General features: G+C 71.7%; 24 protein-coding genes. 13 read left to right on the top strand and 11 right to left on the bottom strand.

The window, feature by feature from the left end; genetic code table 11:
• Positions 1-20: 20 nt before the first annotated feature.
• A complete protein-coding gene (locus BSB02_RS31495; protein WP_143591379.1) occupies positions 21-1,841 on the top strand; it encodes a GTPase family protein in 1,821 nt (606 codons plus the stop codon).
• Complete coding sequence (locus tag BSB02_RS31490; protein WP_084964524.1) at positions 1,838-3,472, top strand: GTPase; 1,635 nt, start codon at positions 1,838-1,840, stop codon at positions 3,470-3,472. Before BSB02_RS31495 ends, BSB02_RS31490 begins: the two co-directional genes overlap by 4 nt.
• Before the next feature lie 6 nt (positions 3,473-3,478).
• Here BSB02_RS31490 and BSB02_RS31485 read toward each other — a convergent pair whose 3' ends face one another.
• The 4 genes from BSB02_RS31485 to tdh are packed head-to-tail and all read right to left on the bottom strand — an operon-like array spanning position 3,479 to position 9,170.
• Complete coding sequence (locus tag BSB02_RS31485) at positions 3,479-4,375, bottom strand: LysR family transcriptional regulator (RefSeq protein ID WP_084964522.1); 897 nt, start codon at positions 4,373-4,375, stop codon at positions 3,479-3,481.
• Positions 4,372-6,933 (bottom strand): DUF7824 domain-containing protein, encoded by a 2,562-nt coding sequence (locus tag BSB02_RS31480; protein ID WP_084964520.1) that lies wholly within the window; start codon positions 6,931-6,933, stop codon positions 4,372-4,374. The genes BSB02_RS31485 and BSB02_RS31480 overlap by 4 nt, the downstream gene beginning before the upstream one ends.
• Positions 6,934-6,972: 39 nt before the next feature.
• The gene (locus BSB02_RS31475) at positions 6,973-8,142 is read right to left on the bottom strand and encodes a glycine C-acetyltransferase (protein WP_084964518.1); all 1,170 of its coding nucleotides are present in this window, start codon (positions 8,140-8,142) and stop codon (positions 6,973-6,975) included.
• Positions 8,142-9,170 carry an L-threonine 3-dehydrogenase gene (gene tdh, locus BSB02_RS31470; protein WP_084964516.1) on the bottom strand — a complete coding sequence of 343 codons (1,029 nt, stop codon included), beginning with the start codon at positions 9,168-9,170 and terminating at the stop codon, positions 8,142-8,144. The genes BSB02_RS31475 and tdh overlap by 1 nt, the downstream gene beginning before the upstream one ends.
• A gap of 144 nt (positions 9,171-9,314) precedes the next feature.
• Here tdh and BSB02_RS31465 point away from each other — a divergent pair, with 144 nt between their 5' ends.
• The 7 genes from BSB02_RS31465 to BSB02_RS31435 all read left to right on the top strand — a co-directional run bounded on the left by BSB02_RS31465 (position 9,315) and on the right by BSB02_RS31435 (position 16,343).
• Positions 9,315-10,448, top strand: coding sequence for an ROK family transcriptional regulator (locus BSB02_RS31465; RefSeq protein ID WP_084964515.1), 1,134 nt, complete (start codon positions 9,315-9,317; stop codon positions 10,446-10,448).
• Between the two features lie 145 nt (positions 10,449-10,593).
• Positions 10,594-11,853, top strand: coding sequence for an ABC transporter substrate-binding protein (locus tag BSB02_RS31460; RefSeq protein ID WP_084964513.1), 1,260 nt, complete (start codon positions 10,594-10,596; stop codon positions 11,851-11,853).
• Complete coding sequence (locus tag BSB02_RS31455) at positions 11,850-12,788, top strand: carbohydrate ABC transporter permease (protein WP_240506803.1); 939 nt, start codon at positions 11,850-11,852, stop codon at positions 12,786-12,788. Before BSB02_RS31460 ends, BSB02_RS31455 begins: the two co-directional genes overlap by 4 nt.
• Positions 12,781-13,593 (top strand): carbohydrate ABC transporter permease, encoded by an 813-nt coding sequence (locus BSB02_RS31450; RefSeq protein ID WP_084964511.1) that lies wholly within the window; start codon positions 12,781-12,783, stop codon positions 13,591-13,593. Before BSB02_RS31455 ends, BSB02_RS31450 begins: the two co-directional genes overlap by 8 nt.
• Before the next feature lie 18 nt (positions 13,594-13,611).
• The gene (locus BSB02_RS31445; RefSeq protein ID WP_084964509.1) at positions 13,612-14,787 is read left to right on the top strand and encodes a Gfo/Idh/MocA family protein; all 1,176 of its coding nucleotides are present in this window, start codon (positions 13,612-13,614) and stop codon (positions 14,785-14,787) included.
• Positions 14,788-15,405: 618 nt separating this feature from the next.
• Positions 15,406-15,711, top strand: coding sequence for a hypothetical protein (locus BSB02_RS31440; protein ID WP_084964507.1), 306 nt, complete (start codon positions 15,406-15,408; stop codon positions 15,709-15,711).
• A 17-nt stretch (positions 15,712-15,728) separates the two neighbouring features.
• On the top strand, positions 15,729-16,343 hold the full coding sequence (locus BSB02_RS31435; RefSeq protein WP_158088780.1) for a hypothetical protein: 615 nt from the start codon (positions 15,729-15,731) through the stop codon (positions 16,341-16,343).
• Between the two features lie 219 nt (positions 16,344-16,562).
• Here the strand turns inward: BSB02_RS31435 and BSB02_RS31430 are convergent, their stop codons facing one another.
• A complete protein-coding gene (locus BSB02_RS31430; RefSeq protein ID WP_084964503.1) occupies positions 16,563-17,636 on the bottom strand; it encodes an SPFH domain-containing protein in 1,074 nt (357 codons plus the stop codon).
• Between the two features lie 89 nt (positions 17,637-17,725).
• Between BSB02_RS31430 and BSB02_RS31425 the strand changes: the two genes are divergently transcribed.
• Together BSB02_RS31425 and BSB02_RS31420 are read left to right on the top strand one after the other, a co-directional pair.
• The gene (locus BSB02_RS31425; protein ID WP_158088779.1) at positions 17,726-17,884 is read left to right on the top strand and encodes a toxin-antitoxin system HicB family antitoxin; all 159 of its coding nucleotides are present in this window, start codon (positions 17,726-17,728) and stop codon (positions 17,882-17,884) included.
• Positions 17,881-19,065, top strand: a complete 1,185-nt coding sequence (locus BSB02_RS31420; RefSeq protein WP_084964499.1) for an RNA-guided endonuclease InsQ/TnpB family protein — start codon at positions 17,881-17,883, stop codon at positions 19,063-19,065. The genes BSB02_RS31425 and BSB02_RS31420 overlap by 4 nt, the downstream gene beginning before the upstream one ends.
• Before the next feature lie 40 nt (positions 19,066-19,105).
• Here BSB02_RS31420 and BSB02_RS31415 read toward each other — a convergent pair whose 3' ends face one another.
• From BSB02_RS31415 to BSB02_RS31395, 5 genes are all read right to left on the bottom strand, one after another.
• Entirely contained in the window at positions 19,106-19,537 is a 432-nt protein-coding gene (locus BSB02_RS31415) for an NfeD family protein (protein ID WP_084964497.1), read from the bottom strand.
• Between the two features lie 111 nt (positions 19,538-19,648).
• Complete coding sequence (gene fahA, locus BSB02_RS31410) at positions 19,649-20,752, bottom strand: fumarylacetoacetase (protein WP_084964495.1); 1,104 nt, start codon at positions 20,750-20,752, stop codon at positions 19,649-19,651.
• Positions 20,749-21,564 carry a hypothetical protein gene (locus BSB02_RS31405; RefSeq protein WP_240506801.1) on the bottom strand — a complete coding sequence of 272 codons (816 nt, stop codon included), beginning with the start codon at positions 21,562-21,564 and terminating at the stop codon, positions 20,749-20,751. Before BSB02_RS31405 ends, fahA begins: the two co-directional genes overlap by 4 nt.
• A complete protein-coding gene (locus BSB02_RS31400) occupies positions 21,525-22,685 on the bottom strand; it encodes a homogentisate 1,2-dioxygenase (RefSeq protein WP_084964491.1) in 1,161 nt (386 codons plus the stop codon). The genes BSB02_RS31405 and BSB02_RS31400 overlap by 40 nt, the downstream gene beginning before the upstream one ends.
• Before the next feature lie 55 nt (positions 22,686-22,740).
• The gene (locus tag BSB02_RS31395; RefSeq protein ID WP_084964489.1) at positions 22,741-23,370 is read right to left on the bottom strand and encodes an IclR family transcriptional regulator; all 630 of its coding nucleotides are present in this window, start codon (positions 23,368-23,370) and stop codon (positions 22,741-22,743) included.
• Positions 23,371-23,442: 72 nt separating this feature from the next.
• Here BSB02_RS31395 and BSB02_RS40780 point away from each other — a divergent pair, with 72 nt between their 5' ends.
• Together BSB02_RS40780 and BSB02_RS40775 are read left to right on the top strand one after the other, a co-directional pair.
• The gene (locus BSB02_RS40780) at positions 23,443-24,051 is read left to right on the top strand and encodes a hypothetical protein (RefSeq protein ID WP_206184995.1); all 609 of its coding nucleotides are present in this window, start codon (positions 23,443-23,445) and stop codon (positions 24,049-24,051) included.
• 14 nt (positions 24,052-24,065) lie between these two features.
• Positions 24,066-25,175, top strand: coding sequence for an NAD(P)/FAD-dependent oxidoreductase (locus BSB02_RS40775; protein ID WP_158088777.1), 1,110 nt, complete (start codon positions 24,066-24,068; stop codon positions 25,173-25,175).
• Here the strand turns inward: BSB02_RS40775 and BSB02_RS31385 are convergent.
• Positions 25,167-26,402: an MFS transporter gene (locus tag BSB02_RS31385; RefSeq protein ID WP_084964485.1), complete on the bottom strand. Its 1,236-nt coding sequence runs from the start codon at positions 26,400-26,402 to the stop codon at positions 25,167-25,169. The two genes, BSB02_RS40775 and BSB02_RS31385, sit on opposite strands and share 9 nt — an antisense overlap.
• Positions 26,403-26,407: the final 5 nt, after the last annotated feature.

Raw genomic sequence — 26,407 nt, 5'->3', positions numbered from 1 at the left:
CGCGACCTTAGGCTGGCACCATGGATCTGCTCGGCGCCCTGCAGGAGCTGCGCCGCGGCCTGGACCGCGAGCTTTTCCCGCTGGCCGTGGGAGACGTCGCGGCGGCGCGCGACGCCCAGCGCGAGCTGATCGGGCAGCTCGACGACTACCTGCTGCCCCGCCTGCGCTCCATCGACGCGCCCCTGCTGGCCGTGGTCGGCGGCTCGACCGGCGCGGGCAAGTCCACGCTGGTCAACAGCCTCGTCGGGGCCGACGTGTGCGAGCCGGGCGTGCTGCGGCCCACCACGCTGACCCCCACGCTGGTGGTCAGCGCGGCGGACCGGCCCTGGTTCCTGGAGCAGAACGTCCTGCCCGGCCTGCCCCGCGCCACCGGCCGCGCCGAGCCGGGGACGCTGCGCGTCGAGACCGCCGGCTCGCTGGCGCCCGGCCTGGCCCTGCTCGACGCGCCCGACATCGACTCGGTGGTCACCGCCAACCGCGAGCTGGCCGCCCAGCTCCTGGCCGCCGCCGACCTGTGGCTGTTCGTCACCACCGCGGCCCGCTACGCCGACGAGGTGCCGTGGAGCTTCCTGCGTTCGGCCCGCGACCGGTCCACCGCCCTGGCCGTCGTGCTCAACCGGGTGCCCGCCGAGGCGGTCGCGGCCGTCTCCGCCGACCTGTCGCGCCTGCTGGAGGCCAACGGCCTGGGCGGCACCCGGCTGTTCACCGTGCCGGAGGCGGTCCTGCCCGACGAGAAGGCGCGCCTGCCGCAGGAGTCGGTGCGTCCGGTGAGCCAGTGGCTGACCGAGCTGGCCGCCGACGCGGCCGAGCGGGCTCGGGTGGTGCGCCAGACGCTCTCCGGCGCGCTGGCCAGCCTCGGCACCCGGGTGCCGCCGCTGGCCGAGGCGGTCGAGCGGCAGCGGTCCGGCTTCGAGGGGCTGCGCTCGATCGTCGAGGCCGCCTACGGCGGCGGGATGGCCGACTTCGACGAGGGCATGCGCGACGGCTCCCTGCTGCGGGGCGAGGTGCTGGCCCGCTGGCAGGACTTCATCGGCACCGGCGACCTGATGCGGGCGCTGGAGTCGAAGGTCGGCTGGCTGCGCGACCGGATCGTCGGCTTCTTCACCGGCCGCCCGCAGACCACCGTGCAGCTGCGTGTCGCCCTGGAAAGCGGCGTGGTGGCGTTGATCAGGGCGGCGGCCGACGCCTCCGCCGAGCGGGCCATCGAGGGCTGGTCGGCCGCGCCGGGCGGGGCGGAGCTGCTGGACCGGGGCGGCGCGGTGGCCGCCTCGCGGCTCGGGCGGGCCTCGCCCGACCTGCCGCAGCGGGCCGAGAAGCTGGTGCGCGGCTGGCAGGAGTACGTCCTGGAGCTGGTCAGCCAGGAGGGCGCGGAACGCAGGACCACCGCCCGGGTGGCGTCGTTCGGCGTCAACGGCGCGGGACTGCTGCTCATGCTGGCCGTCTTCGCCTCCACCGGAGGGCTGACGGGCATCGAGGTCGGCATCGCGGGCGGCACCAGCCTGCTGTCGCAGAAGCTGCTGGAGGCGATCTTCGGGGACCAGGCGGTGCGTGAGCTGACGGCGAAGGCGCGTGACGACCTGCGCTCCAGGGTGCGTGGGCTGATGGACGAGGAGGCGGCGCGGTTCACGGCCCTGCTGGAGGGCCTGGAGCCGCCCCCGGACGCGGCGGAGGCGCTGCGGGGAGCCGTGCGCGCGGTGCTGGAACACCGCCGCGAGCTGCCGGGCTTGTCCGGCGAGTCGCCCGGGGATGCCTCCGGCGAGGTGCCGGGACGGCCGTCGGGGGTGGCCGGCACGCGGCCCCTTCCTCCCCGCGGCACGGCCGAGGGCGGAGGGCGGCCATGAAGCTGCTGCGCGGGCGGCAGGGGCCCGCTCTCGACGAGCGGCTGGAGGCGCTGGCCACCGCCGCGGACCTGGCCGAGGGACGGCTGCCCGCCGACGTGGTCGCGCAGGCCAGGGCCGTGGTGTCGAGGGCCGGGGTACGGCGGAGCCTGTCGGTCGACCACACGGTGGTGGCGCTGGCGGGTGCGACGGGGAGCGGCAAGTCGTCGCTGTTCAACGCGCTGGCAGGGGAGGAGCTGGCCGCGGTCGGGGTGATCCGGCCGACCACGGCGGCGGCGCAGGCGGCCATGTGGGACGGCCAGGGGTCGGGGCCGCTGCTGGACTGGCTGGGCGTGCCGCGGCGACATGAGCGCTCAGACCCCGATTTTTCCAGTCCCGATTTCTCCGGACTCATCCTGCTGGACCTCCCGGACCACGACTCCATCGAGGTGGACCACCGCCTGGAGGTCGACCGGCTGGTGGAGCTGGTCGACGGGCTCGTGTGGGTCGTCGATCCGCAGAAGTACGCCGACGCCGCCCTGCACGACCGCTACCTGCGCCCGCTGGCCGCCCACCGCGACGTCATGGTCGTCGCGCTCAACCAGATCGACCGCCTGCCCGACGACGCCGTCGAACGCTGCGTGAAGGACCTGCGGCGGCTGCTCGACGACGACGGGCTGGAGGGGGTGCCCGTGGTGCCGATCTCGGTGCGGACGGGCGCGGGGCTGCCCAGGGTCCGCGCGCTCCTCGCCGAGCGGGTGGCGGCCCGTACGGCGTGGGCGTCCCGTCTCGCGGCCGACGTGGTGACGGCCGCCGACCGGCTGGAGGCCGCCTCGGCCGCCCCGCACCCGGAGCCCGCGAAGGGCGGTGTGGTGCCCATGCGCGACAAGACGCTGACCAGGGCGCTCGCCCAGGCCGCCGGGGTGCCGCTGGTCGTGGGCGCCGTGGCGAAGGCGCACCGGCACCGGGCCGTCGCCGCCACCGGCTGGCCGGTCACGCGCTGGCTGCGCCGCCTGCGCCCCGACCCGCTGCGCCGCCTGCGCGTCCAGAACTCCGGGGACGGCTCCGGCGATGTCGTCGGGCGCACCTCCATCCCGGCCGCGCCAGCCGTACAGAAATCGCGCCTGGACACGGCCATCCGGGACGCCGGGGAAGCCGCCGCGCGCGAGCTGCCCCCGCCGTGGGCCGCCGCCGTACGGCAGGCCGCGCGGTCACGGTCAGGCGAGCTCGCCGACGTCCTCGATCGCACGGTGGCCACCACGGTCCTGGCCGGGACACGGCGGCCCCGGTGGTGGCGTTTCGTGGGCGCGGTCCAGTGGCTGCTGCTCGCCACGATGCTGGCCGGCATCCTGTGGCTCACCGTCCTGTTCGTCATGGACTACGCGCTGCTGCCGGAGCCGCCGACCCCCACGGTGTGGGAGGTGCCCTGGCCGACGGCGCTGGTGCTGGGCGGCGTGGTCGCCGGGCTGCTGGTCGCGCTGCTGTCGCGCCTGGCCGCGTGGCTGGGCGGGCGCCGCCGGGCGCGCAAGACGTCGCGTGCGCTGCACGCGGCGATCGCGGAGGTGGCGCGGGACTACGTGCTCATGCCGGCCGAGGAGGAGAGGGCGCGGTACGAGGCGTTCGAGCAGGCCGTCGCGCGCGCACGCCGGAGCTGAGACGGCTCACAGCTCGCCGGGGAAGCCGCCGAGGGTCTCCAGCAGCGGCTGGAGCAGGGGGTGCGACTCCGCGCCCCGCCGGGTGGCGGCGAACACGCGGCGCTCGGGGCCGGGGGCGCGCCGGACGGCCACCTGGGACAGGTCCAGGTCGCGGAGGGCGAGGCGCGGGACCAGCGCCACGCCGGCGCCCGCCCCGACCAGGGCCACCACGGCGCGGAAGTCGTCGGAGAAGTGGGCGAAGTCCGGGGTGAAGCCCTCCTGCTCGCAGGCGAAGGACAGCACGTCGTGGACGGGGTTGCCGGGGTAGGGGCCGATCCACGGCTCGCGGGCCATGTCGGCGAGGGCCGGGTCGCGCCCGGCGAGCGGGTGCGCGCAGGGGAGGACGAGGTCGAACGGCTCGGAGTACAGCGGCAGGCGGAACAGGCGGGGGTCGGACGGCTCGGGGGCGCCGCGGTACTCCACCGCGATGGCCAGGTCGGCCTCCTCGTCCAGCAGCATGGTGAGCGCCTGGTCGCCCTCGGCGTCGCGGACGCGCACCTGGATGCCGGGCGCCTGCTCGCGCAACGTCCGGATCGCCGGGGCGACGACCGCGCTGATGGCGGTGGCGAACGAGGCGACGGTCACCTCGCCCGCCTGGCCGTCGGTGTAGGCGGCGACCTCGGCCTCGGCCCGTTCGAGCTGGGCGAGGACCTCGTTGGCGTGGGAGAGCATGATCCTGCCGACCGCGGTCAGCCGTACTCCCCGCCCGTCGCGGGTGAACAGGCGGTGCCCCACCTCGTGCTCCAGGGCGCCGAGCTGCTGGGAGACGGCGCTGGGGGTGAGGTGGAGGGCCGCGGCGGCGGCCGTCACCGTGCCGTGGTCGGCCACCGCGCGGAACGTCCGCAGGCGGCGCGTGTCTATCACCCGGCCGAGTCTAGTGACGGGCCCGTGAGCTGGTCGTGCAGTCGTCGCGCCAGCCGTACCAGCTCACTGCCGCGAGCCCGGCCCGCCAGCTCGGCCACCACCGCGAGCTCGCCACGAGCGTCGGCCCATTCGGCCACGTCCGCGGCGAAGGCCATGAGCCGGGTGTGCACCGTCGTGGCACGCTCGCCGGACTTGGGGAGGTAGTCGGGCAGCAGTCCGGCCATCACCTGCCACACGGCCTGGTGAGCGCCTCGTTCGGCGGCCTCTCGTAACGCTGCGACGGCCTCACCCGGACTCTGGTTGTGCCGCCGCAGCAGCACGGCCAGCTGCCTGCCGGTCTCGCGCCCGTCGAACCTTCCCGTGGCGGCCAGGCGGAGCAACGGGGGTACGGCACCGCCGTCAGGCCCGTCGAGCAGGAAGCGGGCCAGGATCAGCCCCACGCCTGGGCCCGCTGGCCCGTCGGCGGACGCCAGAAGCGCGAGGTCCTTGACCTTCGGCTTGTTGAGAGGCCACCACGAGAGCAGCGTCCATGCGGCCCTGGCGGCTGCCAGATCGCGATGGCCCGCCAGGACGGCGAGCAGCCGCTCGCACGACTCGTCGTGGAAGCGCGAGACGAGCAGGTCGCCCAGCACCTCCTGATACTCCGGCCCGCACACGAACTCCGAGTCGATGCGAGGGTCACCCTGATATGTCGTCCACGTGAAAACGACCTCGGGATCGGCCGGGCGGTTCGTGAGCCAGCGGGCGACCCGCCGGCCCGCCTCACTGGTAAGGCGGCCGGCTCGGGCGGCGACCTCGTCGCTCACGTCACGGCGCAGCCGGAGCAGTGCCTGCCGCAGGTCCAGGGGCAGCGCCTCGACCGCGGCCCGTTCGTATCCCTCCAGCCGCTCCACCAATGCCTCCGCGTCGAGCAGGCCGTTGGCGCGGGTGGGGGTGCTCAGCAGGTACGGCGGGAGCCGATCGTCGGCCAGCGCACGGTAGACCTCGGCGTACCGGGTGAGCGGCATGAGCAGGCCGAGGTTGCTGTGCGTCATCTCGGGTACCCGCTCCGCCCCGGCCAGCCGCCCCAGCACAGCCCGCTCCGACCCTGGCTCGGCCAGCTCCCGGGCCATCGCGATCGCCCAGTCGGACGGATTCCACCACGGCCATGTCCTGTAGTGGATGTTGCCGCAACGGCGGGCGAGCGGCTTCAAGGCGGTGGTCAGCTCGGCGCGACGGGTGGCTGCCAGCGTGACGAAGCCGTCAAGCCAGCGTTCCGAGCTCAGCCAGTCGTACTCCGACGGCTGCATCCGCGCCAGCTCCTCCGGGTCCCGCATCGGGAGTGGCATCGGCGCGGGTTCCGGCGCACGCCGGAGCGGAGGCGGGACGAACCGCACGGGGCGCGGCTCGGAAACCGGTTCGCCGCCGAAGACGGCGGCCAGCTCGGCGCCATGGTCCGGTGGGAGGAGAGCCACCGTGTCCCTGATCACGTCGACGCCCAACGGGCCGAACCGGTCGGCGTGCTTGACCGCCAGCTTCACGGCCCGCGACCGCGCCTCGCCCGACTCGCACACCAGGGCGGCGGCCAGCGCCGGAGCGTAGGCGTCGAGGTCGTTCGCGGTGTCTCTCAGCAGCCGGTCGAGCCAGGCCAGCCCGGCCCGCACCAGCCTGCCCTCGGCGCGGAACAGCAACCCTTCGACGGCCTCACCGGCCAGGCCGGGCGGCACGGCCTTGGTCCGGCGGACCCGCTTGAGCGCCAGATCGGCGACGTTGGCCGGGGCGGAGGGAAGAAGGGCCAGGTAGTCGCGCAGGTGCGGCGCCGTCTCGTTATCCGACGGGTCGAGCAGCTCGTGCAGGCGGACGAAGAAGCGCTGGTCGATGGCCTGGCCACCGACCAGGAAACGGGTGCGGCACCCGCTGAGGAGGGCCTCTCGCTCGATCCTGCCGCCGTCCGCAAGGGTGGCCAGCGTGGCGGGCCAGTCCGCGTCGTTGCGCAGGAGGCGGCCCACGCCTTCGGCGGAGAACAGCCTCGGCACCATCGCGTTGAGGAGCGGGTCTTCATGGAGATCGCCGGCTGGTGTGGCCGCGATCCAGGCGAGAGTCAGGGGATCGTGGTCGGGCGGCGTGACGCCGGTCTCGCGGAGCAGCGCCAGGGTGAGCCGCACCCGCTGGTCGGGCTCCGGGCGGGTCGAGCGCAGCTTCAACGCCAGCCGTACCGCCAGATCCTCTCGCCAGGCGGCGGGCCTGGTCCTTGTCGCCTCGACAACCGAAGGGACGTCGTCGATCGGCGGGTACTCCCAGGCTGGTTCGAGGTCTCGCCTCGCCAGCCAGGTGGCGGTCGCCGTCGCGCCGGGGATGGTGCCCGCTCCCGCGACCCTCATGGCGGCCGTCCACCGCGCGTTCGCCGCCCAGGTGTAGGGGTGGTGCTCTCCGGTGCGCTGCGCGTGCTTCAGGTAACCGGGCAACTCGCGCGCCACCTCGCGACGCCGGGCGTCGTCGAGTCCGGTCACCAGCTTCGCGACGGCGGCGGCGTCTTCGGCGTCCAGCGCGGTGCGGACGGCGTCCCAGGCGTTGGTCATGCCGGGACCCTAGACGATCACGCCGACAAACCGCGGACCTCAGCCGCGGGCCTGGATGAACGCCTCCACCGCGCGGTCGACGTCCTCGGCCGAGTGCGCCGCCGACAGCTGGACGCGGATGCGCGCCTGGCCCTGGGGCACCACCGGGTAGGAGAAGCCGATGACGTAGATGCCGAGATCCAGGAGCCGGTCGGCCATGGCGCCGGCCTTGGCCGCGTCGCCGATCATCACCGGGACGATGGGGTGGTCCCCCGGCAGGATGTCGAAGCCCGCCTCGGTCATCCTGGTGCGGAAGCGCGCGGTGTTGGCCCGCAGCCGCTCCCGCGCCTCACTCGTCGTCTCCAGCAGGTCGAGCACCTTCAGCGACGCCGCCGCGATCATCGGGGCGAGCGAGTTGGAGAACAGGTACGGCCGCGACCGCTGGCGCAGCAGCTCGCAGATCTCCTTGCGGGCCGAGACGTACCCGCCGGACGCCCCGCCGAGCGCCTTGCCCAGCGTGCCGGTGATGATGTCGATCCGGTCCATGACGCCGTGCAGCTCGGGGGTGCCGCGGCCGTTCGCGCCGACGAAGCCGACCGCGTGGGAGTCGTCGACCATCACCATGGCGCCGTACCGCTCGGCCAGGTCGCAGATGTCCGGCAGGGGCGCGACGTAGCCGTCCATGGAGAACACGCCGTCGGTGACGATGAGCTTGCGCCGCGCGTCGGAGGCCTCCTTCAGCCGCGCCTCCAGCTCGCCCATGTCCCTGTTGGCGTAGCGGTACCGGCGGGCCTTCGACAGCCGGATCCCGTCGATGATGCTCGCGTGGTTCAGCGCGTCGGAGATGACCGCGTCCTGGCCGTCGAGCAGGGTCTCGAAGACGCCGCCGTTGGCGTCGAAGCACGAGCTGTACAGGACCGTGTCCTCCTGGCCGAGGAAGTCCGCGAGCCGCCGCTCCAGCTCCTTGTGCACCTCCTGCGTGCCGCAGATGAAGCGCACCGACGCCATGCCGAAGCCCCACCGGTCCAGGGCGTCCTTGGCCGCCTGGATCACCTCGGGGTTGTCGGCCAGGCCCAGGTAGTTGTTGGCGCAGAAGTTCAGCACCTCCCGCTCGCCCACCCGGACCGAGGCGTTCTGCGGGGTGCTGATGACCCGCTCCGGCTTGAGCAGCCCGGCCTGCGTGATCTCCTCCAGCGTGTCACGCAGCTGCTGGCGCACGTTGTCGAACACTAGTCACTCCAGTCCATGATGACCTTGCCGGTGCGGCCGCTGGCCGCGGTGTCGAAGGCCGCGTCGAAGTCGCGGTAGGAGTAGCGGTCGGTGATGACGGGCGACAGGTCGAGCCCCTTCTCCAGCAGGACCGACATGTTGTACCAGGTCTCGTACATCTCCCGGCCGTAGATGCCCTTGATGGTGAGCATGGACGTGACCACCGTGGACCAGTCGACGGCGAACTCCTCGGCGGGCAGGCCCAGCATCGCGATCTTCCCGCCGTGGGTCATGTGCGCGATCATGTCGCGCAGCGCCCGCGGGTTGCCGGACATCTCCAGGCCCACGTCGAAGCCCTCCCGCATGCCCAGCCGCCGCATGCCGTCCCTGAGCGAGCCGTGGGAGACGTTGAGCGCCAGCGAGACGCCGAGCTTCTCGGCCAGCTGCAGGCGTTCGGGGCTGACGTCGGTGATGACGACGTTGCGCGCGCCGACGTGGGTGGCGACGGCGGCGGCCATGAGCCCGATCGGACCGGCGCCGGTGATCAGGACGTCCTCGCCGACCATGGGGAAGGTCAGGGCCGTGTGTACGGCGTTGCCGAACGGGTCGAAGATGGCGGCGATGTCGGGGTCGACCGGGACGCGGTGCACCCACACGTTGGAGGCGGGCAGCGTGACGTACTCGGCGAAGGCCCCGTCGCGGTGGACGCCGAGGCCGACCGTGTTGATGCACAGGTGGCGGCGCCCGGCCATGCAGTTGCGGCACTTGCCGCACACCAGGTGGCCCTCGCCGCTGACCAGGTCGCCGGGCTTGATGTCCTCGACCCCGGGGGCGACCTCCACGACCTCGCCGCTGAACTCGTGCCCCACGATGAGGGGCAGCTTCAGGGTGTTGCGCGCCCAGTCATCAAATTTCCGGATATGGAGGTCGGTGCCGCAGATCCCGGTCCGCAGCACCCTGATCAGCACCTCGCCGGGCCCCGGCGTGGGCTCCGGCACGTCCACGAGCCACAGCCCGGGCTCGGCTCTCTCCTTGACCAGCGCCTTCATCGGTCCAACCCCCTTGTCCGACCGTAACGCACTGTGCCGGGCCGGGCCGTGCGGTGTCCATCGAGGGTTTCTTAACTCCCCCCACAGCTGCACTTCACGCTCCACCTAGATTCCGCAATGTGCTTGCTTAAGTAGGATGGGCGGGTGCGACAGCAGAGCGGTGACGCCTCCCTTCTGCGGCGGCTCAACACCGCCGCGATCCTCCGCATCCTGCGTTCGGCGGGGGTGGCCACGCTGACGGAGCTGGCCCAGGCGGCGCGGGTCTCCAGGCCCACGGTCGAGGCGATCATCGACGAGCTGCTGGCGGAGGGCTGGGCCGAGGAGTGCGGCGAGGAGCCGGGCGAGCGCCAGCGGGGCCGTCCGGCCAAGCGCTACCGCTTCCGCGCCTCGGCCGGGCACGTGCTCGGCGTGAGCATCGGCGCCTACCGGCTGCACGCGATGGCGGCCGACCTCGGCGGGCAGATCGTGCTGTCGCGAAAGATGGGCGTATTTCCAGATATGTCGGCAGACGAGCGTATGGCCGAGATCGCCCGCCTCGTCGACGAGTGCGCCGACGAACTGGGCCTGACCACCGACCGGCTCGCCGCCGTGGGCGTCGGCACCACCGGCGTGGTCGACGGCACGGGCCGCGTGGTCAAGAGCACGGTGCTGCCCGGCTGGACCGGGCTGGCCCTGCAGGACGAGCTGTCGCGCCGCATCCCGGCCCCGGTGCTGGTCGAGAACGACATGCGCCTGGCCGTCCTGGCCGAGCACTGGCGCGGCGTGGCCGTGGGCCGCGGGAACGTGGTCTACCTGTTCACCGGCAACCGCATGGCGCTCGGCCTGCTGATCGACGGCCGGCCGTACCGCGGCGCCCACGCGGCCTCCGGCGAGATCGGCGAGCAGCCGCACGGGCTGTGGAGCGTGTTCGGCCACGTGATCGACTACGCCATGGCCGTGGAGCCGGGCGAGCTGCGCTCCCCTGGCCAGGCCGCCGAGTTCGCCTTCGCCCGGGCCGCGGAGGGCGACCAGCGGGCCGCCAAGGCGGTCGAGGCGCTCGCCGTCAGCCTGGCCGAGGGCCTGGTCACCGTGGTGAACCCGCTCGACCCCGAAATGGTCGTGATCGGCGGCTCCCTGTCCAAGGGCGGCGCGCTGCTGGTGGAGCCGATCCAGGACTACCTCGATCGGGTCTGCCTCTACCCGCCCGAGGTGGTCGCCTCCCGGCTCGGCGCCGAGTCCATCGTGGTGGGCGCCGTCAAGCTCGCGCTCAACAACGCCGACCAGCTGCTCTTTTTGTAGATCACTTAAGTAATTCCATCACGAAGCTGTCACAGTACAGTCGCTTCCGCGCATCTTCTGGCGTCTTCTGCTCAATTATTGCTGGCAAGTTGCATAAATGGGAGCTATCTTCCAGTCACTCGCACAGCCCGACAGAGGGGTCGACATGACAGGAAAGGCGTGGGCGCTCGTGTGCGCCGGTGCGCTCGTGGCAGGACTCGCGGGATGCTCCTCGTCCGACGGCGGGAGCTCCGACGGCAAGGTCACGCTGACCTACGCCTACTGGGACAAAGAGAACCAGGGCGCGGCCATGGAGAAGATCGCGCGGGAGTTCACCAGAACCCATCCGAACATCGAGGTCAAGCTCCAGTTCACCCCCAACAAGGAGTACTGGACCAAGCTCCAGACCGCCGCAGCGGGCGGCACCGCCCCCGACGTCTTCTGGATGAACGGCCCGCGGATCGGCCTGTACGCCTCCCAGGGCGCGCTGCTGCCGCTGTCGGACCGGATCGCCCGCGACAAGGTCGACATGACCAAGTTCCCCAAGTCGCTGGTCGACCTCTACACCCTGGACGGCAAGCAGTACGGCATCCCCAAGGACTTCGACACCATCGGCCTGTGGTACAACAAGAAGCTCTTCGACGCCGCCAAGGTCGACTATCCCGACGAGAACTGGACCTGGGACGACGTCCGCGCCGCCGCCAAGAAGCTGACCGACCCGGCCAAGGGCGTGTACGGCATCGGCGCTATGGCCTGGCCCCAGGAGCTCTACTACAACACGATCTTCCAGGCCGGCGGCTACGTCGTCTCCGACGACAAGAAGAAGTCCGGCTTCGACGACCCCGCCACCATCGAGGGGCTGAAGTTCTGGAAGGACCTGCTGGACCAGAAGCTCTCGCCCACCGTCCAGCAGATGACCGACAACGACCCCATCGAGATGTTCAAGAGCGGCAGGCTCGCGATGTGGTACGACGGCTCCTACGACGCCCCGCAGTACTTCAGGACCGAGGGCCTCGACGCCGACGTGGCCCCGCTGCCCGCCGGGCCGAAGGGCAGGGCCACCGTCATCCACGGCCTGGCCAACGTCATCTACGCCAAGACCAGGCACCCGCAGGAGGCCTGGGAGTTCGTCAAGTTCCTGGCCGGTGAGCAGGCCAACAGGATCCAGGCCGAGACCGGCGCGGTCATCCCCGCCTACGAGGGCCTGCAGGAGACGTGGGTGAAGTCCATGCCGAAGTTCAACCTCAAGGCCTTCATCGACCAGCTGCCGTACGCCAGGCCGTACCCGGTCTCGAAGAACACCGCGGCCTGGTCGCGCCCGGAACTGGACGCGATGACGAAAGCCTTCACCGAGGGCCAGGACGTCGAGGCGGTCGCCAGGGAGTTCGCGGCCACCATGAACGCGGCGCTCGCGCAGGAGAAGTGAGCGCGCTCGACAGGGCGGTCGCCGTCAGGGCGGCCGCCCGCCCCTCCGCCCGCCGCCGGCTGCGCGACCGCGAGTGGGTCTGGGGCTACGCCATGATCGCGCCGCTCGTGCTGGGCCTCGGCGTCTTCTACCTGTGGCCCGTCGCCCAGTCGGTGTACTACAGCTTCACCGAGTGGACCCTGTTCGGCGACGCCACCTGGATCGGCCTGGACAACTACCGGCAGGTCCTCACCGACCCGGCCAACGCGAAGGCATTGCGGAACACGTTCCTGTACGGCGGGCTGACCCTGCTGGGCATCCCGGTGTCGATCGCGGTCGCCGCGCTGCTGGGCACCCGCGGGCTGAAGCTGGTGTCGTTCTACCGGACCCTGTACTTCCTGCCCGTCGTCACCATGCCGGCGGCGGTGGCGATGATCTGGTCCTGGCTCTACAACGGCGACTACGGCCTGATCAACTACGCGCTGTCCTTCGCCGGCATCGAGGGCACCTCGTGGATCGCCGACCCCGACACGGCCCTGTACGCGGTGGCCGTCGTCGGCATCTGGACCCAGATCGGCTACAACGCGGTCATCTTCATGGCCGGGCTGCAGTCCATCCCGAGCCACCTCTACGAGGCCGCCTCCATCGACGGCGCCGGGCGGGTCAGGCAGTTCTTCGGCATCACGCTGCCGCTGCTGTCGCCGAGCGTCTTCTTCGTCTCGGTGCTCAGCGTCATCAACGGCCTGCAGATGTTCGACCTGGTCTACCTGCTGTTCCGCAAGGGCAACCCGGCGCGCGAGGAGACGCAGACCGTGGTGTCGCTGTTCTTCAGCCGCGCCTTCGAGGAGGGCGCCAAGGGCTACGCCGCCGCCATGGCGGTGGTGCTCATGCTCATCACGCTCGCCTTGACGGTCTTCCAGTTCCGCATGCAGAAGAGGTGGGTGCACTATGCGTAGCGGCCGGCTCTGGCCGGTGCACCTGGTGCTCGCGGTGGGCGCCGCGGCCATGGTCATGCCGTTCTTCTGGCAGGTGCTCACCGCGCTGAAGAGCTTCACCGAGGCCACCAGGATGCCGCCGGTGTGGATCCCGTCCTTCGAATGGTCCAACTTCGCCGAGGTCTTCGAGGCCGGGCCGTTCCTGCGGCAGTTCGGCAACACCGTCGTGATGACCGCCGGGCGGACGCTGGCGCAGCTGCTGTTCTGCTCGCTGGCCGCCTACGCCTTCGCCCGGCTGCGCTTCCCCGGCAGGAACGTGATCTTCATCGCGCTGCTGTCGGTGCTCATGGTGCCCGGCCAGCTGTTCCTCATCCCGCAGTACCAGATCGTGCAGAGCCTCGGCTGGCTCAACACGCTGCCCGGCCTCATCGTGCCCGGCATGTTCAGCGCGTTCGGCACGTTCATGATGCGGCAGTTCTTCATGACGCTGCCCGCCGAGGTCGAGGAGGCGGCCAGGCTCGACGGCGCCAACCCGCTGCGGATCTTCTGGAGCGTGATGCTGCCGCTGGCCAGGCCCGGGCTGCTCGCGCTGGGCGTGCTGACGGTCCTGTGGTCGTGGAACGACCTCATGTGGCCGCTCATCGTCAACACCGACCCCGAGCAGATGCCGCTGTCGGCCGGCCTGTCGGCGCTGCAGGGCGAGCACATGACCGACTACCCGGTCCTCATGGCCGGGTCCCTGATGGCGAGCGCGCCGATCATCGTGGTGTTCGTGATCATGCAGAAGCAGCTCATCCAGGGCATAGCCTTCACCGGATCCAAGTAACCTCTCGAAAGGACAGCAGTGGAAGACCTGCGCATCGGGGTCATCGGCCTCGGCCTGCGGAAGAACCTCGCGCTGGCCGCGCACCGGCCGGGCCACGGCACGACCGTGGCCGCCGTCTGCGACACCGACCCGGCGGCGCTCAAGGCGCAGGCCGCCGCCTTCGGCGACCCGGCGCGGGCCGAGGACTACCGCGAGCTCCTGGAACGGCCCGACCTCGACGCGGTCCTCGTCATGACGCCCGACGACACCCACGAGCGGATCGCGGTCGACTGCCTGGAGGCCGGCAAGGCCGTCTACCTGGAAAAGCCCATGCACATCACGGTCGAGGGCTGCGACAACATCCTGCGTACGGCCCGCCGTACCGGGACGAGGCTGTATGTCGGGCACAACATGCGGCACATGGGCGTCGTACGGCTGATGCGCGACATCATCGCCAAGGGCGACATCGGGGAGCCGAAGACGATCTGGGTGCGCCACTTCGTGTCCTACGGCGGCGACTACTACTTCAAGGACTGGCACGCCGAGCGGGCCCGCACCACCGGGCTGCTGTTGCAGAAGGCCGCACACGACCTGGACGTCGTGCACTGGCTGGCCGGGGGGTACACGACGACGGTCAACGCGCTCGGGGCGCTGACCGTCTACGGCGACCTGCCCCGGCGGCCGGCGGGCACGCCCCGGCCGGAGGGCTGGCTGCGGGAGTTCGAGTGGCCGCCCACCGCCCGGCGCGACCTCAACCACGTGGTCGACGTCGAGGACGTGTCGGTGATGAACATGCGGCTGGACAACGGCGTCATCGCCGCCTACCAGCAGTGCCACTACACGCCCGACTACTGGCGCAACTACACCGTGATCGGGACGGAGGGGCGGCTGGAGAACTTCGGCGACCTGCCCGGCGACACGGTCAAGGTCTGGAACACCGGGCCGTCGTCGTACCGCGCCGACTGCGACATCGCCTACCGGGTGCCGGACGCGACCGGCTCGCACGGCGGCGCGGACGCGGAGGTCATCCGGGAGTTCGCCCGCTTCGTCCGGGAAGGCGGCGTCACCGACACCTCCCCGGTCTCCGCGCGCATGAGCGTGGCGGCCGGCTACATGGCGACGATGTCGCTGCGCGAGGGCGGCGTGCCGTACGACGTGCCGCCGCTGGACCCCGAGCTGGTCGCCTACTTCGATCGCGGCCAGACTGGGAGCTGACGGATCACCCTGGAAGATCCTGGGAAGGAAGGCCGACGCGCCGTGGCGATGGAGCACCACCCGGCGAAGGGCTTCATGCTCGTTCACCGGTGCTGGCGTGCGGGTTCGTCAGGCGCAACCGCGTCGCGGACGACGACGAGCCGGATGAGGTGATCCGGCTCATGTGACGACGCCGGTCCTGCTCGGGCGCTCCTCCGAGCAGGACCGGACAGCCGTTGTCAACCGTGCGTCAAGTCGCGTCAGCCGACGTGAAAGGGGTGGGGCGTAGACAGGGACGGTCCAACCGGCCCCTCAGAAAGGACCACCCCGTGGGCCGCACATCACGTTCAGTCTTCAGCCTCGCCGCGGCAGCCGCGATAGCCGGGGGGATCGCCGTCCTGGCTCCCGCCGCCGCCCAGGCCACTCCCACCACCGCGACGGCGACGTCGGCCGCCTGTGACCCGTCGTTGGTCGCGCCGGAGGGCAGCCTCGTCGGCGGCCTGTGGCGGTCCAACGGCGGGCAGAACAGCGTCTACCGTTGCCCGGTCACCAAGGAGTACGGCTACCCCGACAAGCAGGGGTCGTCGCTTCCAGAACGGCAAGATCGTCTGGTCGCCCAACCTGGGAGGCAACGCGCTGGTGCGGGCCTTCGCCGACGGCAACCGCGTCGTCTTCAAGTGGAGCGGCCTGGGACGCGACTGGGACTTCTTCAACGTCCGCTGGAGCAAGGACGGTGGCCGGGCCACCCAGGTGCAGGTCAAGCGCCTGACCCCGTGGAGCGGCCAGTACAGCATGTCGCCCTACGTCAAGGACGGCGTCGGCACGACCACCAACGGCCACGAGACCAACAAGTTCGCCTTCGTCGTCCAAGGTTGCGACCGGGGAACGTTCAGCTCCGACTGCGGTCCGTGGAGCATCCCGACGTCCGTCACGATGAGCCACTGACCGCTATGAGGAGCACCATGTCCACCACTCGCACTCTGCTGGCCGCCGCGGCGGTCGCCGCCGGAGCCCTCGCTCTGGCTCCCGCCGGCGCGCAGGCCGCCGCCACTGCCACCACTGCGACGTCGGCGGCCTGTGACCCGTCGCTGGTCGCGCCGGAGGGCAGCCTCGTCGGCGGCCTGTGGCGGTCCAACGGCGGGCGCACCAGCGTCTACGGCTGCCCGGTCACCAAGGAGTACGGCTACCCCGACAAGCAGGGGTCGTGGCAGCGCTTCCAGAACGGCAAGATCGTCTGGTCGCCCAACCTGGGAGGCGGCACCCTGCTGCGCGTCTTCAAGAAGGACCGGACCATGGTCTTCAAGTGGAGCGGTCTGGGACGCGACTGGGACTTCTTCAACGTCCGCTGGAGCAAGGACCCGCACCTCGGCAACAAGACCACCCAGGTGAAGGTCAAGCGCCTGACCCCGTGGAGCGGCCAGTTCCTTATCTCCGCCAACCCGCGGGTCGACTTCGACGACACCGTCAGCCACGGCAGGGCGACCGACACCTGGCACTTCTCCGTCCAGGGCTGCGACCGCGGCACGTTCAGCTCCGACTGCGGCCCGTGGGGCATCCCGGTGGTCTACAAGTACTGACCGGGGCCTCACCTGTGAGGTACGGCAGGCCGCGACACCGGTGACGCGGCCTGCTTGCCACGACGGATCGGCGACGGTTCGCTCAGGCCGCGCGGCGCTCGCTCGTCGTCTCTCGCGGCGCCGGCACCTCGTCGAGGCCGACGGGGCTCTGGTTCCAGGGTTCCGGCCACGCCGGCAACGGCGGTTCCCAGATGGGGCGCAGCGGGCCGGTGCGGAGCCCTACGGCCGCTCGGCCTGACGGCGTTCGCGCTCCAGGTCGGGAAGCGGAGACGGCTCGGGGACCGCGGTGGTCAGCTGGCGGGGACCCGTCTCGGCCTGCTGCGCGTCCGCGACCGCCTCGGCCGCGGCCGACTTGGCCTCCTCGACGTCCTCGTCCACGGCCGACGACTCGCCGTCCCCCTCCCGGGTGGCCGCCGACCGGGGCAGAGCCTCGGTGAAGGCCTTCGACACCCCCTGCAACGCCGTGGTGACCTCGCTCGGGATGACCCAGACCGTGTTGCCGGGACCGTTGGCCAGCTGCGGCAGGGCCTGGAGGTACTGGTAGGCCAGCAGCTTGGGATCCGGGTCGTTGCGGTGCACCGCCTGGAACACCTGGTCGATCGCCCGGGCCTGGCCCTCCGCCTCCAGGATGGCCGCGGCGCGTGCGCCCTCGGCCCGCAGCACCCGCGCCTGCTTCTCGCCCTCGGCGGTCAGGATCGCCGACTGGCGCTGTCCCTCGGCGGTGAGGATCGCCGCGCGCTTGTCCCGCTCGGCCCGCATCTGCTTCTCCATCGCGTCCTTGATGGTCTTGGGCGGGTCGATGGCCTTGATCTCGACGCGGTTGACGCGCAGCCCCCACTTGCCGGTCGCCTCGTCCAGCACCCCGCGCAGCTGGCTGTTGATCGTGTCGCGCGAGGTGAGCGTCTTCTCCAGGTCCATGGAGCCGACGACGTTCCGCAGCGTCGTGACCGTCAGCTGCTCCACCGCCTGGATGTAGTTGGCGATCTCGTACGCGGCCGCGCGCGGGTCGGTGACCTGGAAGTAGAGCACCGTGTCGATCTCGACGACGAGGTTGTCCTCGGTGATGACCGGTTGCGGGCGGAAGGACACCACCTGCTCACGCAGGTCGATCATCGGGTAGACGCGGTCGATGTAGGGGATCACGAAGTTGAGTCCGGGCTTGAGCGTGCGGTGGTAGCGCCCGAGCCGCTCGACGTTGCGTGCCCTGGCCTGCGGCACGATCCGTACGGCGCGCAGCACGGTGAACACCGCGAACAGGATGATCAACGTCCCGACGATGAGCAGGGGATCCATCAGATTCGCGCGGAGGGGATCGCCTGCTTCAGCTGGCGAGGAATCCGCGCTCCCTCCTTTCAAGGTTGCATTGTGGTAGCATTTTGGTTGTGGTGAGGGGAGCGCCCCGCGAGTCGCTGAACCTTCGCGTCCCGCCGGAGTTGAAGCGCCAGATCGAGGAGTACGCCGCACAGACCGGCATCTCGATCAACGCCGCCGCGTGCGTGCTCCTCGGTGAGGCCCTGCGCACGGAACAGGGGAAGCGGTGAGGCGGTCCTGCAAGTTCTTGCTGCGCCCCACCGCCCGCCAGGTTGTCGCGCTGACCGCGTGCCTGGATGACCACCGCGCCCTGTACAACGCCGCCCTGGAGCACCGCCGTACCGCCTACCGCATGGCGGGCGTGAGCATCACCTACGGCGACCAGTCCGGGGAGTTGAAGCACATCCGCGCCGACGACCCAGAAGGTCAGGGCCGCTGGTCGTTCTCCTCCCAGCAGGCCACCCTGCGACGATTGGACAAGGCGTTCGCCGCGTTCTTCACGCGGGTCCGCGAGGGCCGCACGCCGGGATTCCCCCGGTTCAAGGGGCGGGGCTGGTTCGACACCGTTACCTGGCCCAAGGACGGCGACGGCTGCCGGTGGGACTCCCAGCCGCAGCACCCGACCGCGACGTTCATGCGGTTGCAGGGCATCGGCCACGTGCGCGTGCACCAGCACCGGCCGGTGCGCGGCACGGTGAAGACGATCAGCGTCAAGCGGGAGGGCTCCCGCTGGTATGTGATCCTGTCCTGCGATGACGTGCCCGCCAACCCGCTGCCCGCCACCGGCGCGGTCGCCGGGATCGACATGGGGGTGGCCTGGCTGGTCACCACCGGCGACGGTGAGCACCTGGCCAACCCGCGCCACCTCGCCGTCGCCGCCGACCGGCTCGCGACCGCGCAGCGCGACCTGGCCCGGAAGAAGCGCGGCTCGACGCGCCGCCGCAAGGCGGTGGCCCGCGTCGCCGCGCTGCACGCCAAGGTGCGCCGCCAGCGGCTCGACGGGGCGCACAAGACGGCGCTGGCGCTGGTGCGCGCCTACGACCTGATCGTGCACGAGGACCTGAAGATCGCGAACATGACCCGGTCGGCGTCCGGCACGATCGAGGCCCCGGGCCGCAACGTCGCCGCTAAATCCGGCCTCAACCGCTCGATCCTGGACGCGGGTTGGGGGGTGTTCCTGACGATCCTCGCGCACAAGGCTGAAAGCGCCGGTCGCGAGCTGATCGCAGTCGAGCCCCGCAACACCTCCCGCACGTGTGCCCGCTGCGGGCATTGCGCTGCGGAGAACCGCCTCACCCAAGCCGCCTTCGCCTGTACGGCGTGCGGGCATGCCGCGCACGCCGACGTCAACGCGGCCACGAACATTCTCAGGGCAGGGCTTGCCCTTCGCCAGGCTGCGGAAGCGGCTTAGCGAGAAGCCGCTCCCTTCAGAGAGCGGAGGAGTCACATGCTTACTCCCGTGGGTAGACGAGGGCGGTGGCGCCCTCGATCTCGATGACGTCGACGGTCGTGCCCGGCGGGATCACCAGCGTCTCGTCGTAGGCACGCGCCGACCACTCCTCGCCCCCGATGCGGACCCGGCCGTCGTGCGCGGTGACCTCCCGGACGACGTAGGCGGGCTTGCCGACGAGCGCCTCGACGCCGAAGCGCTGGATCGGCGGCTGGCGGATGTGGCGCATGGCGATGGGCCGGACGACCACGAGCCCGGCCGCCGAGGACAGGGCGAACACGAGGAGTTGCAGGGGGATGGGCAGGCCGATGGCGGCCGCGGCGGCGGTCAGCAGGGCGGCGCCGCCCAGCAGGCCGAGGGCCGCGGTGAGCGTGAAGATCTCGGCGATGCCCAGGACGACGGCGAGGACGATCCAGATGACCCATTCATCCATGCTGCGGCCCTCCTGAAGGGGTCAACGGGCCGGTGGCTCGATCCGGTTCCCCCTCTTCCCACGGTATTCCTCGCGGCTGGTTACGGCGAGGCGTGGAGCGCGCCGGGTAGGTCAGACGATCTTTCCGGACACCTCGCCGAGGCTGATGCCGCCCGCCGTCGCCGAGATCGTCACGACGTCCCCGTCCTCCAGGAAGGTCCGCACCGACCCGTCGGTGAGCTTGATCGGCTCGGCGCCGTTCCAGGTCAGCTCGATGAGCGAGCCGCGCTCGCCCGGCTCGGGCCCGGAGATCGTCCCGCTGGCGAACAGGTCGCCCGTGCGCAGCGACGCGCCGTTGACGGTCATGTGGGCGAGCATCTGGTCCGGCGTCCAGTACATGGCCGAGTACGGCGGGCGGGAGATCACCTGCCCGTTGAGCTGGACGACGACGGAGATGTCCAGCCCCCAGTCCGCCTTGCGCTCCAGGTACGGCAGGGGCGCCGGGTCCTGGGCGCGGCCGGGGATGCGCGGAAGCGCCTCCAGCGGGGTGATCCACGGCGAGATCGACGTGGCGAACGACTTGCCCAGGAACGGCCCGAGCGGCTGGTACTCCCAGGCCTGGATGTCGCGCGCGCTCCAGTCGTTGACCAGCGTCACGCCGAAGACGTGCTCCTCGAAGTCGCCGGCCGGGGAGCCGAGCTCGGTCGGCACGCCCACGACGAAGCCCAGCTCGGCCTCGATGTCCAGCTTCGCGCTCGGCCCGAAGACGCCGGCGCGCAGCTGCCCGTGCGGCCGCCGGATCGGCGTGCCCGACACCACCACCGTGCCGGCCCGGCCGTGGTAGCCGACCGGCAGGTGGCGCCAGTTGGGCAGCAGCGGCTCGGAGTCGGGCCGGAACATGCGGCCGAGGTTGGAGGCGTGCTCCAGGGAGCAGTAGAAGTCGACGTAGTCGGCCACCTCGAAGGGCATGTGGAGGGTCACCTGCTCCAGCGGGATCAGGTGCGGCTCCACCAGCGACCTCGACGAGGACAGCTTCTCCTGGATGAGCTCACGGGCGCCGCGCCAGGCCGTGCGGCCCCGCGCCAGGAAAGGGTTCAGCGACGGCGCGGCGAACACCTCGTCGTGCAGCGCGGGCGCGAGGTCCAGGACGCGGTCCTCGAACCGCACCCCGACCCTCGGCCGCTCGCCCGGCCTGGAGAAGACGCCGTACGGCAGGTTGTCGAGCCCGAATGTCATAGGATCCCCAGGGTCCGCAGGTCTTCGATCGGTGTGTGGGTGCTGCAGGAGCCGTAGCTGACCAGCAGGTCGCGGGCCCGCTTGGCGGTCTGTTCCGGTACGGCCTGCGCCATCCGCACCAGCCCGCCGACGTCGGTCGAGCGCAGCGCCGGCACCGGGTCGCGCCGCTCGACGGCCTCGCAGACGCCCAGCACGAGGTTGAGGAACCCGTGCCTGTCGACGCCCAGCGAGGGGTCGAAGTGGCGCACCGCGTGGTGGAGCCCGGCGGTGGCCTTGAACGGGATGTCGTGGTCGACGCAGTACCTGATGAACGTGCCCAGGTGCTCGGCGGGCGGGAAGGCGTCGGGGGTCATGCCGCCGCAGCGGACCTTGAGCCCGACGCGCTCGGGCAGGCCGCCGACGTGCGTCTCCGGGGTCACCTCGACGAACAGGCGCACGTGCGGGGGCAGCTTGGCCAGCGTCCGCTCGACGTCGCCGGAGGCCAGGTGCTCGGCGAGGCCGGTGTGCGGCGGGAGCCGTACCTCCACGAAGTCCACCGGCAGGTCGCTGAAGTCGGGGATCTCCTCGGTGTCCACGATGAGCCCGATGCGCTCCGGGACGAAGCTCTCGCGGCGCAGCCCGGCCAGGCGGCTGGCCGGGCACAGGAAGCGGTGCGTGAGGACGGGGTTGCCGGACTCCTGGTCGCGCCTGTGGCGGGCCAGGGCCTCGTCCATGTGCAGCGAGGTCGGAGGGAACAGTCCGGCGTCGTCGACGAGCCGTTCGAACAGCGGGTTCATCGCGACCAGGTCCAGGCGTAGCCGGGGTCCTCGCACTGCAGCGCGCCCTGGCCGAGGTCGAGCGGGCGGAAGGTGTCGACCATGACCGCCATCTCGCTGGTGTGGGTGGCCTTGGCCTCGATGACGGCCTCGACGGCGCCCGGCTGCGGGCCGTGCGTGAAGCCCGCCGGGTGCAGCGAGATGGAGCCGACGTCGATGCCCGAGCCCTTGCGCGCCGAGTAGTCGCCGCCCACGTAGAACATGAACTCGTCGGAGTCCACGTTGTGGTGGTTGTAGGGGATGGGCACGGCCTCGGGGTGGAAGTCCAGCGGGCGCGGCATGAAGGAGCAGACCACGAAGCCCGGGCCCTCGAAGGTCTGGTGGACGGGCGGCGGCGCGTGGGTCTTCTTCACCACCGGCTCGAAGTCCTCGATGTTGAAGGCGAACGGGTACAGGCAGCCGTCCCAGCCGACCACGTCGAAGGGGTGGTGGCGGTAGACGAGCCGGGTGAGGCCGCCGCGGGTGCGGACCAGCACCGGCACCTCCTCGCCCTCGACGATCAGCGGCTCGCTCGGCGCGCGCAGGTCGCGCTCGCAGTAGGGGGCGTGCTCCAGGAACTGGCCGTACTGCGACAGGTAGCGCCGGGGCGGCCTGATGTGCCCGGCGGCCTCGATGACCAGGGCGTTGACCGTGCCGGAGGGCACCCAGCGGTGGATCGTGCCGGTCGGGATCACGACGTAGTCGCCCTCGCGGACGTCCATCGCGCCGTAGGTCGACTCGAAGCGGGCGGCGCCGCGCTGGATGTAGACGCACTCGTCGCCCTTGGAGTTGCGGTACAGCTCGCTGGGCCGGTCGGTGGTCGCGTACGACAATCGGACGTCGCCGTTGCCGGCCAGCAGCATCCGGCCGCTGACGAGGTCTCCGGCGGTGGGCAGGTCCTGGGTGCGGAAGTGGCGGGGGGACAGCGGCAGGTTGGGCGACAGCGCCTCGGAGGTCAGCGGCTCGGCGGCCTCGGCCTTGACGATCGCGGTCGGCAGATAGCGGTGGTACAGGAGGGAGGAGTCGGAGGAGAAGCCCTCCTCGCCCATGAGCTCCTCGGCGTACAGCCCTCCGTCGGGTCGCCGGAACTGGACGTGGCGTTTGCGTGGCACCTCGCCCACGACGCGGTAGTACGGCATCAGCCCTCCCGGATCTGTCCGCTTATCGGACACTAGTGTCCTCTATAGGGACATCCTAGGCGAGGGCTGCGGAAAGTTCCATAGCCGCCGCGACCACCCGGTCGCCGGTGCCCTCCTTGAGCGGGCCGAACGTCACGACGCCGACCGAGGCCTCCAGCCACGGCACGCCAGTGACCGGCGCGGCGATGCCCCTGGCACCCTCCTGCAACTGCCCCTCGGTTAGGAAATATCCGGATTGTCCGGTACGGAGGGCCAGGATCGCCCGCCCGGCCGCGCCCTTGCTGAGCGGATGCCGCGCGCCCTCCCGGTAGGCGACGTGCATGTTCGTCCACGACGGCTCGACCACGGCCACGGCCAGCCCGTCGTCCCCCTCGGCGACGGTGAGGTGCGCGGTCGCGCCGACCTCCTCGGCCAGCCGCCGCAGGGTGGGCAGCGCCGCCGCCCGCAGCAGCGGCTGGACGGCCTGCGCCAGCATCAGCACCCCGAAGCCCAGGTGCACCCGCCCGTCGGCGTCGCGCCTGACGAACCCGGCGTTCATCAGCGTCGTCACCAGCCGGTAGACCACCGGCCTGCTCAGCGACAGCTCCTTGGCCAGCTCCGTGGGCGTCCGCCCGCCGTGTCCGTCGGCGAGCAGGCGCAGCACGTGGAGCCCGCGCTCGAGAGTCTGAGCGGATTCAGCGGCCATAGCTTGATTATCTCCCCGTGGGGGTAGGAACCCGGATGGCCAGGGGGGAGGGTTAGTGTGCAGCCGAAATGGGTGGCCGCAGTCGTCGCGGCGACGGCGTTCGCCCTGCTGCCCTGCTGCCACACCGTGACCCCGCAGCAGGCCGCCACCCTGGTCAGGCAGATGACCTCGCGCGGGGAGCTGCTGCTGGAGGACACCTTCCACGTAACCCACGGCATCGAGGTCGACGCGCGGCTCATCGCCCTGGACCAGCGGCTCCACATTCAGGGCGCCGAGCTGGCCCCCGGCGTGACGCTGGAGCCCGGCGGCACGATCAGCGGGGCCCCCGAGCGGCCCGGCGCGTTCACCCGCCCCATCCGGCTGTGCCGGCCCAGCGGCTGCGTCGAGGAGGTCGTCACCCTGGTCGTGCACCGGAACACCCCGTGGCGGCCCGGCAAGCTGACCTTCCCCGCCCAGACGGGCCGGCCGCTGAACGAGACGATCGAGATCGAGGGCGGGCCGCCGGACGTGCCGCCCACGTTCACCGTGACCGACTCCGGGAAGCTGCCCGGCGGCGTGACGATCGGCCCGGACGGGCGCATCGGCGGCGTCCCGCACCGGGCCGGCGTCTTCGACGTCCCCGTGCGCGTCTGCGTGGCCGGAAACTGCGCGGGAGTGGTGGCCACCCTCATCGTGGTATGACACGCTCAGAGGCCATGAAATCGGTCATCGTGGTAGGAGCGGGGATCTGGGGCTCGTCGCTGGCGTTGCGGCTGGCCGACACCGGGTGGCGCGTGACGCTGGTCGAGCAGCACACCCCGGGTCACGTACGGCAGGCGAGCGCGGGCGAGACGCGGCTGCTGCGCTGCGCGCACGGAACAGACGACTGGTACCCGAAGCTGGCCTGGCGCGCCCGGGAAGGCTGGCGCAGGCTGGGCGAGCGCGCCGGCGAGGAGCTCTACCACGAGGCGGGCATGCTGTGGCTGGCGCAGCGGGCCGAGGGGTGGGAGCACGCCAGCGCCCGGGTGCTGGGTGAGCTGGACATCCCGCACGAGGTGCTGGACCCCGCCGAGGGCCGCCGCTTCTTCCCCGACTTCGCCGGCGACGGCCTGGCCTTCCTGCTGTGGGAGCCGCACGCGGGCGTCATCAGGGCCAGGCGCGCCACGCAGGTCACGGCGCGGCTGGCCGTCCAGTCCGGGGCGCGGCTGGTGCGGGGCAGGGCCGTGCCGTACGGCGAGGCGGTCTCGGTGGACGGCGAGGTGCTGCGCGCCGACCGGGTCGTGTGGGCGTGCGGGGCCTGGCTGCCCGAGCTGTTCCCGGTCCCGGTCACCGTGACCAAGCAGGACACGCTGCACTTCCGGGTGCCCGCCGCGTGGTCCACGCCCGGCATGCCCGCCTGGGTGGACTACGACGCCTCCATGTACGGCCACGGCGACGTGGACGGCGTCGGCATGAAGGCCACGTGCGACGCCGAGGGCCGGCCGTACGAGCCCGAGACCGGCTCCCGGCAGATCGACCAGGACAGCGTGGACCTCGCCAGGGCGTACCTGGCGCGCCGGTTCCCCTCGCTGCGGGATGCGTCGCTGCTGTTCACCCAGGTCTGCCAGTACGCGCTGACGCCCGACGCCGAATGGGTCGTCCACGAGGTCTCGCCCGGCGTCTGGCTGCTCGGCGGCGACTCCGGGCACGGGTTCAAGCACGCTCCCGCGCTGGCGGAGTACGTGGCGGGGATCCTGGAGGGCGATCACGCGCCCGAGCCGCGGTTCGGCCTGCACGAGCGCAAGCCGTCCCGCGGCCTGCGCACCAGCGGGCGCACGTCAGCCTGACGCCGGGGCCCTGAGCCCGCGCACGCCGGGGGCGAGCAGGGCGAGCAGCGAGACGCCCGTCACGATGGCCGCGCAGCCGATCAGCGCCGGCTTCGGCCCCGTGACGCCCGCCACCGGACCGGCCAGCATCAGCCCGATCGGGCCGAACATCAGCGAGCCGAGCGCGTCGTAGGAGCTGACCCGCGACAGCGACTCCGGCGGGACCTCCCGCTGCATGGTCGTCTGCCACAGCACGGCGAACACGTCGAAGCAGACCCCGAGCAGGAACGACCCCGCCACCACGCTCCACAGCGGCGCGCTCAGCCCCAGCAGCAGGTACGGCAGGGCCGTCGGGACCATCAGCAGCGTGCCCAGGAAGATCGGGCGGCTCGGCCGCAGCCGCATCGCCAGCAGGACCCCGGTGATCGTGCCGACCGCCTCGCCGGCCAGCACGGCCGACCAGGCCGCCGCGCCGCCCAGCTCGCTCTTGGCCACGAGCGGGCCCAGCACGCCATGGGCCGCCTGCATGGCCATGACCAGGATCGAGAACTGCGCGACCACCACCCACAGCCACTGGCGCGAGCTGAACTCGCGCCAGCCTTCCTGCAGGTCCTTGAGCACCGATCCGGCCGCCACCCGCCCGGCGGGCTTGAGCTTCAACCGCGCGACGCACCCGGCCGCCGCGGCGAACATCGCGGCGCTCACCGCCAGCGCCCAGCCGCCGCCCAGCACCACCACGGCCCCGCCGCCCAGCACCGAGCCGGCGATGCGCGCGGAGTTCACCCCCAGGCCCAGCAGGGCGTTGCCGGCCTGCAGCCGGTCGGCCGGCACGACCTCCGGGATGATGCCGGTGAGCGCCGGCCACACCAGCGCGATGGCGGTGCCGCTCACCGCGGCGGCCAGCGCCAGCGCGGGCAGCGGCGTCCAGCCGGTGAGCAGCATCGCCGCCATGCCGGCGAAGGCGACGGCGTTGGTGATCTCCGAGGCCATCAGCACCCGCTGGCGGGGCATCCGGTCGGCGATGACGCCGCCCACGAGCATGAACAGCACGGTCGGCAGGGACTCCGCGGTCAGCACCACCGACAGCGTCGTGCCGGTGGCGCCCGGCAGGTCGAGGATGCCGAAGGCCAGGGCGACCGGCGTGAAGGAGCTGCCGAGCATGGAGATCGTCCTGGCGGTGAGCAGGAGGGCGAACTGGCGATCCCTGAGAAGGCCGAGGTCCCGGCGGAAGCTGCTCACCTGTCCCATTCTTC

Source organism: Thermoactinospora rubra (genome assembly GCF_002093975.1).
Lineage (GTDB): Bacteria > Actinomycetota > Actinomycetes > Streptosporangiales > Streptosporangiaceae > Nonomuraea > Nonomuraea rubra_A.
Note: the sequence above shows the minus strand (reverse complement) of the source record. Positions and strands in the feature narration are given on the sequence as shown.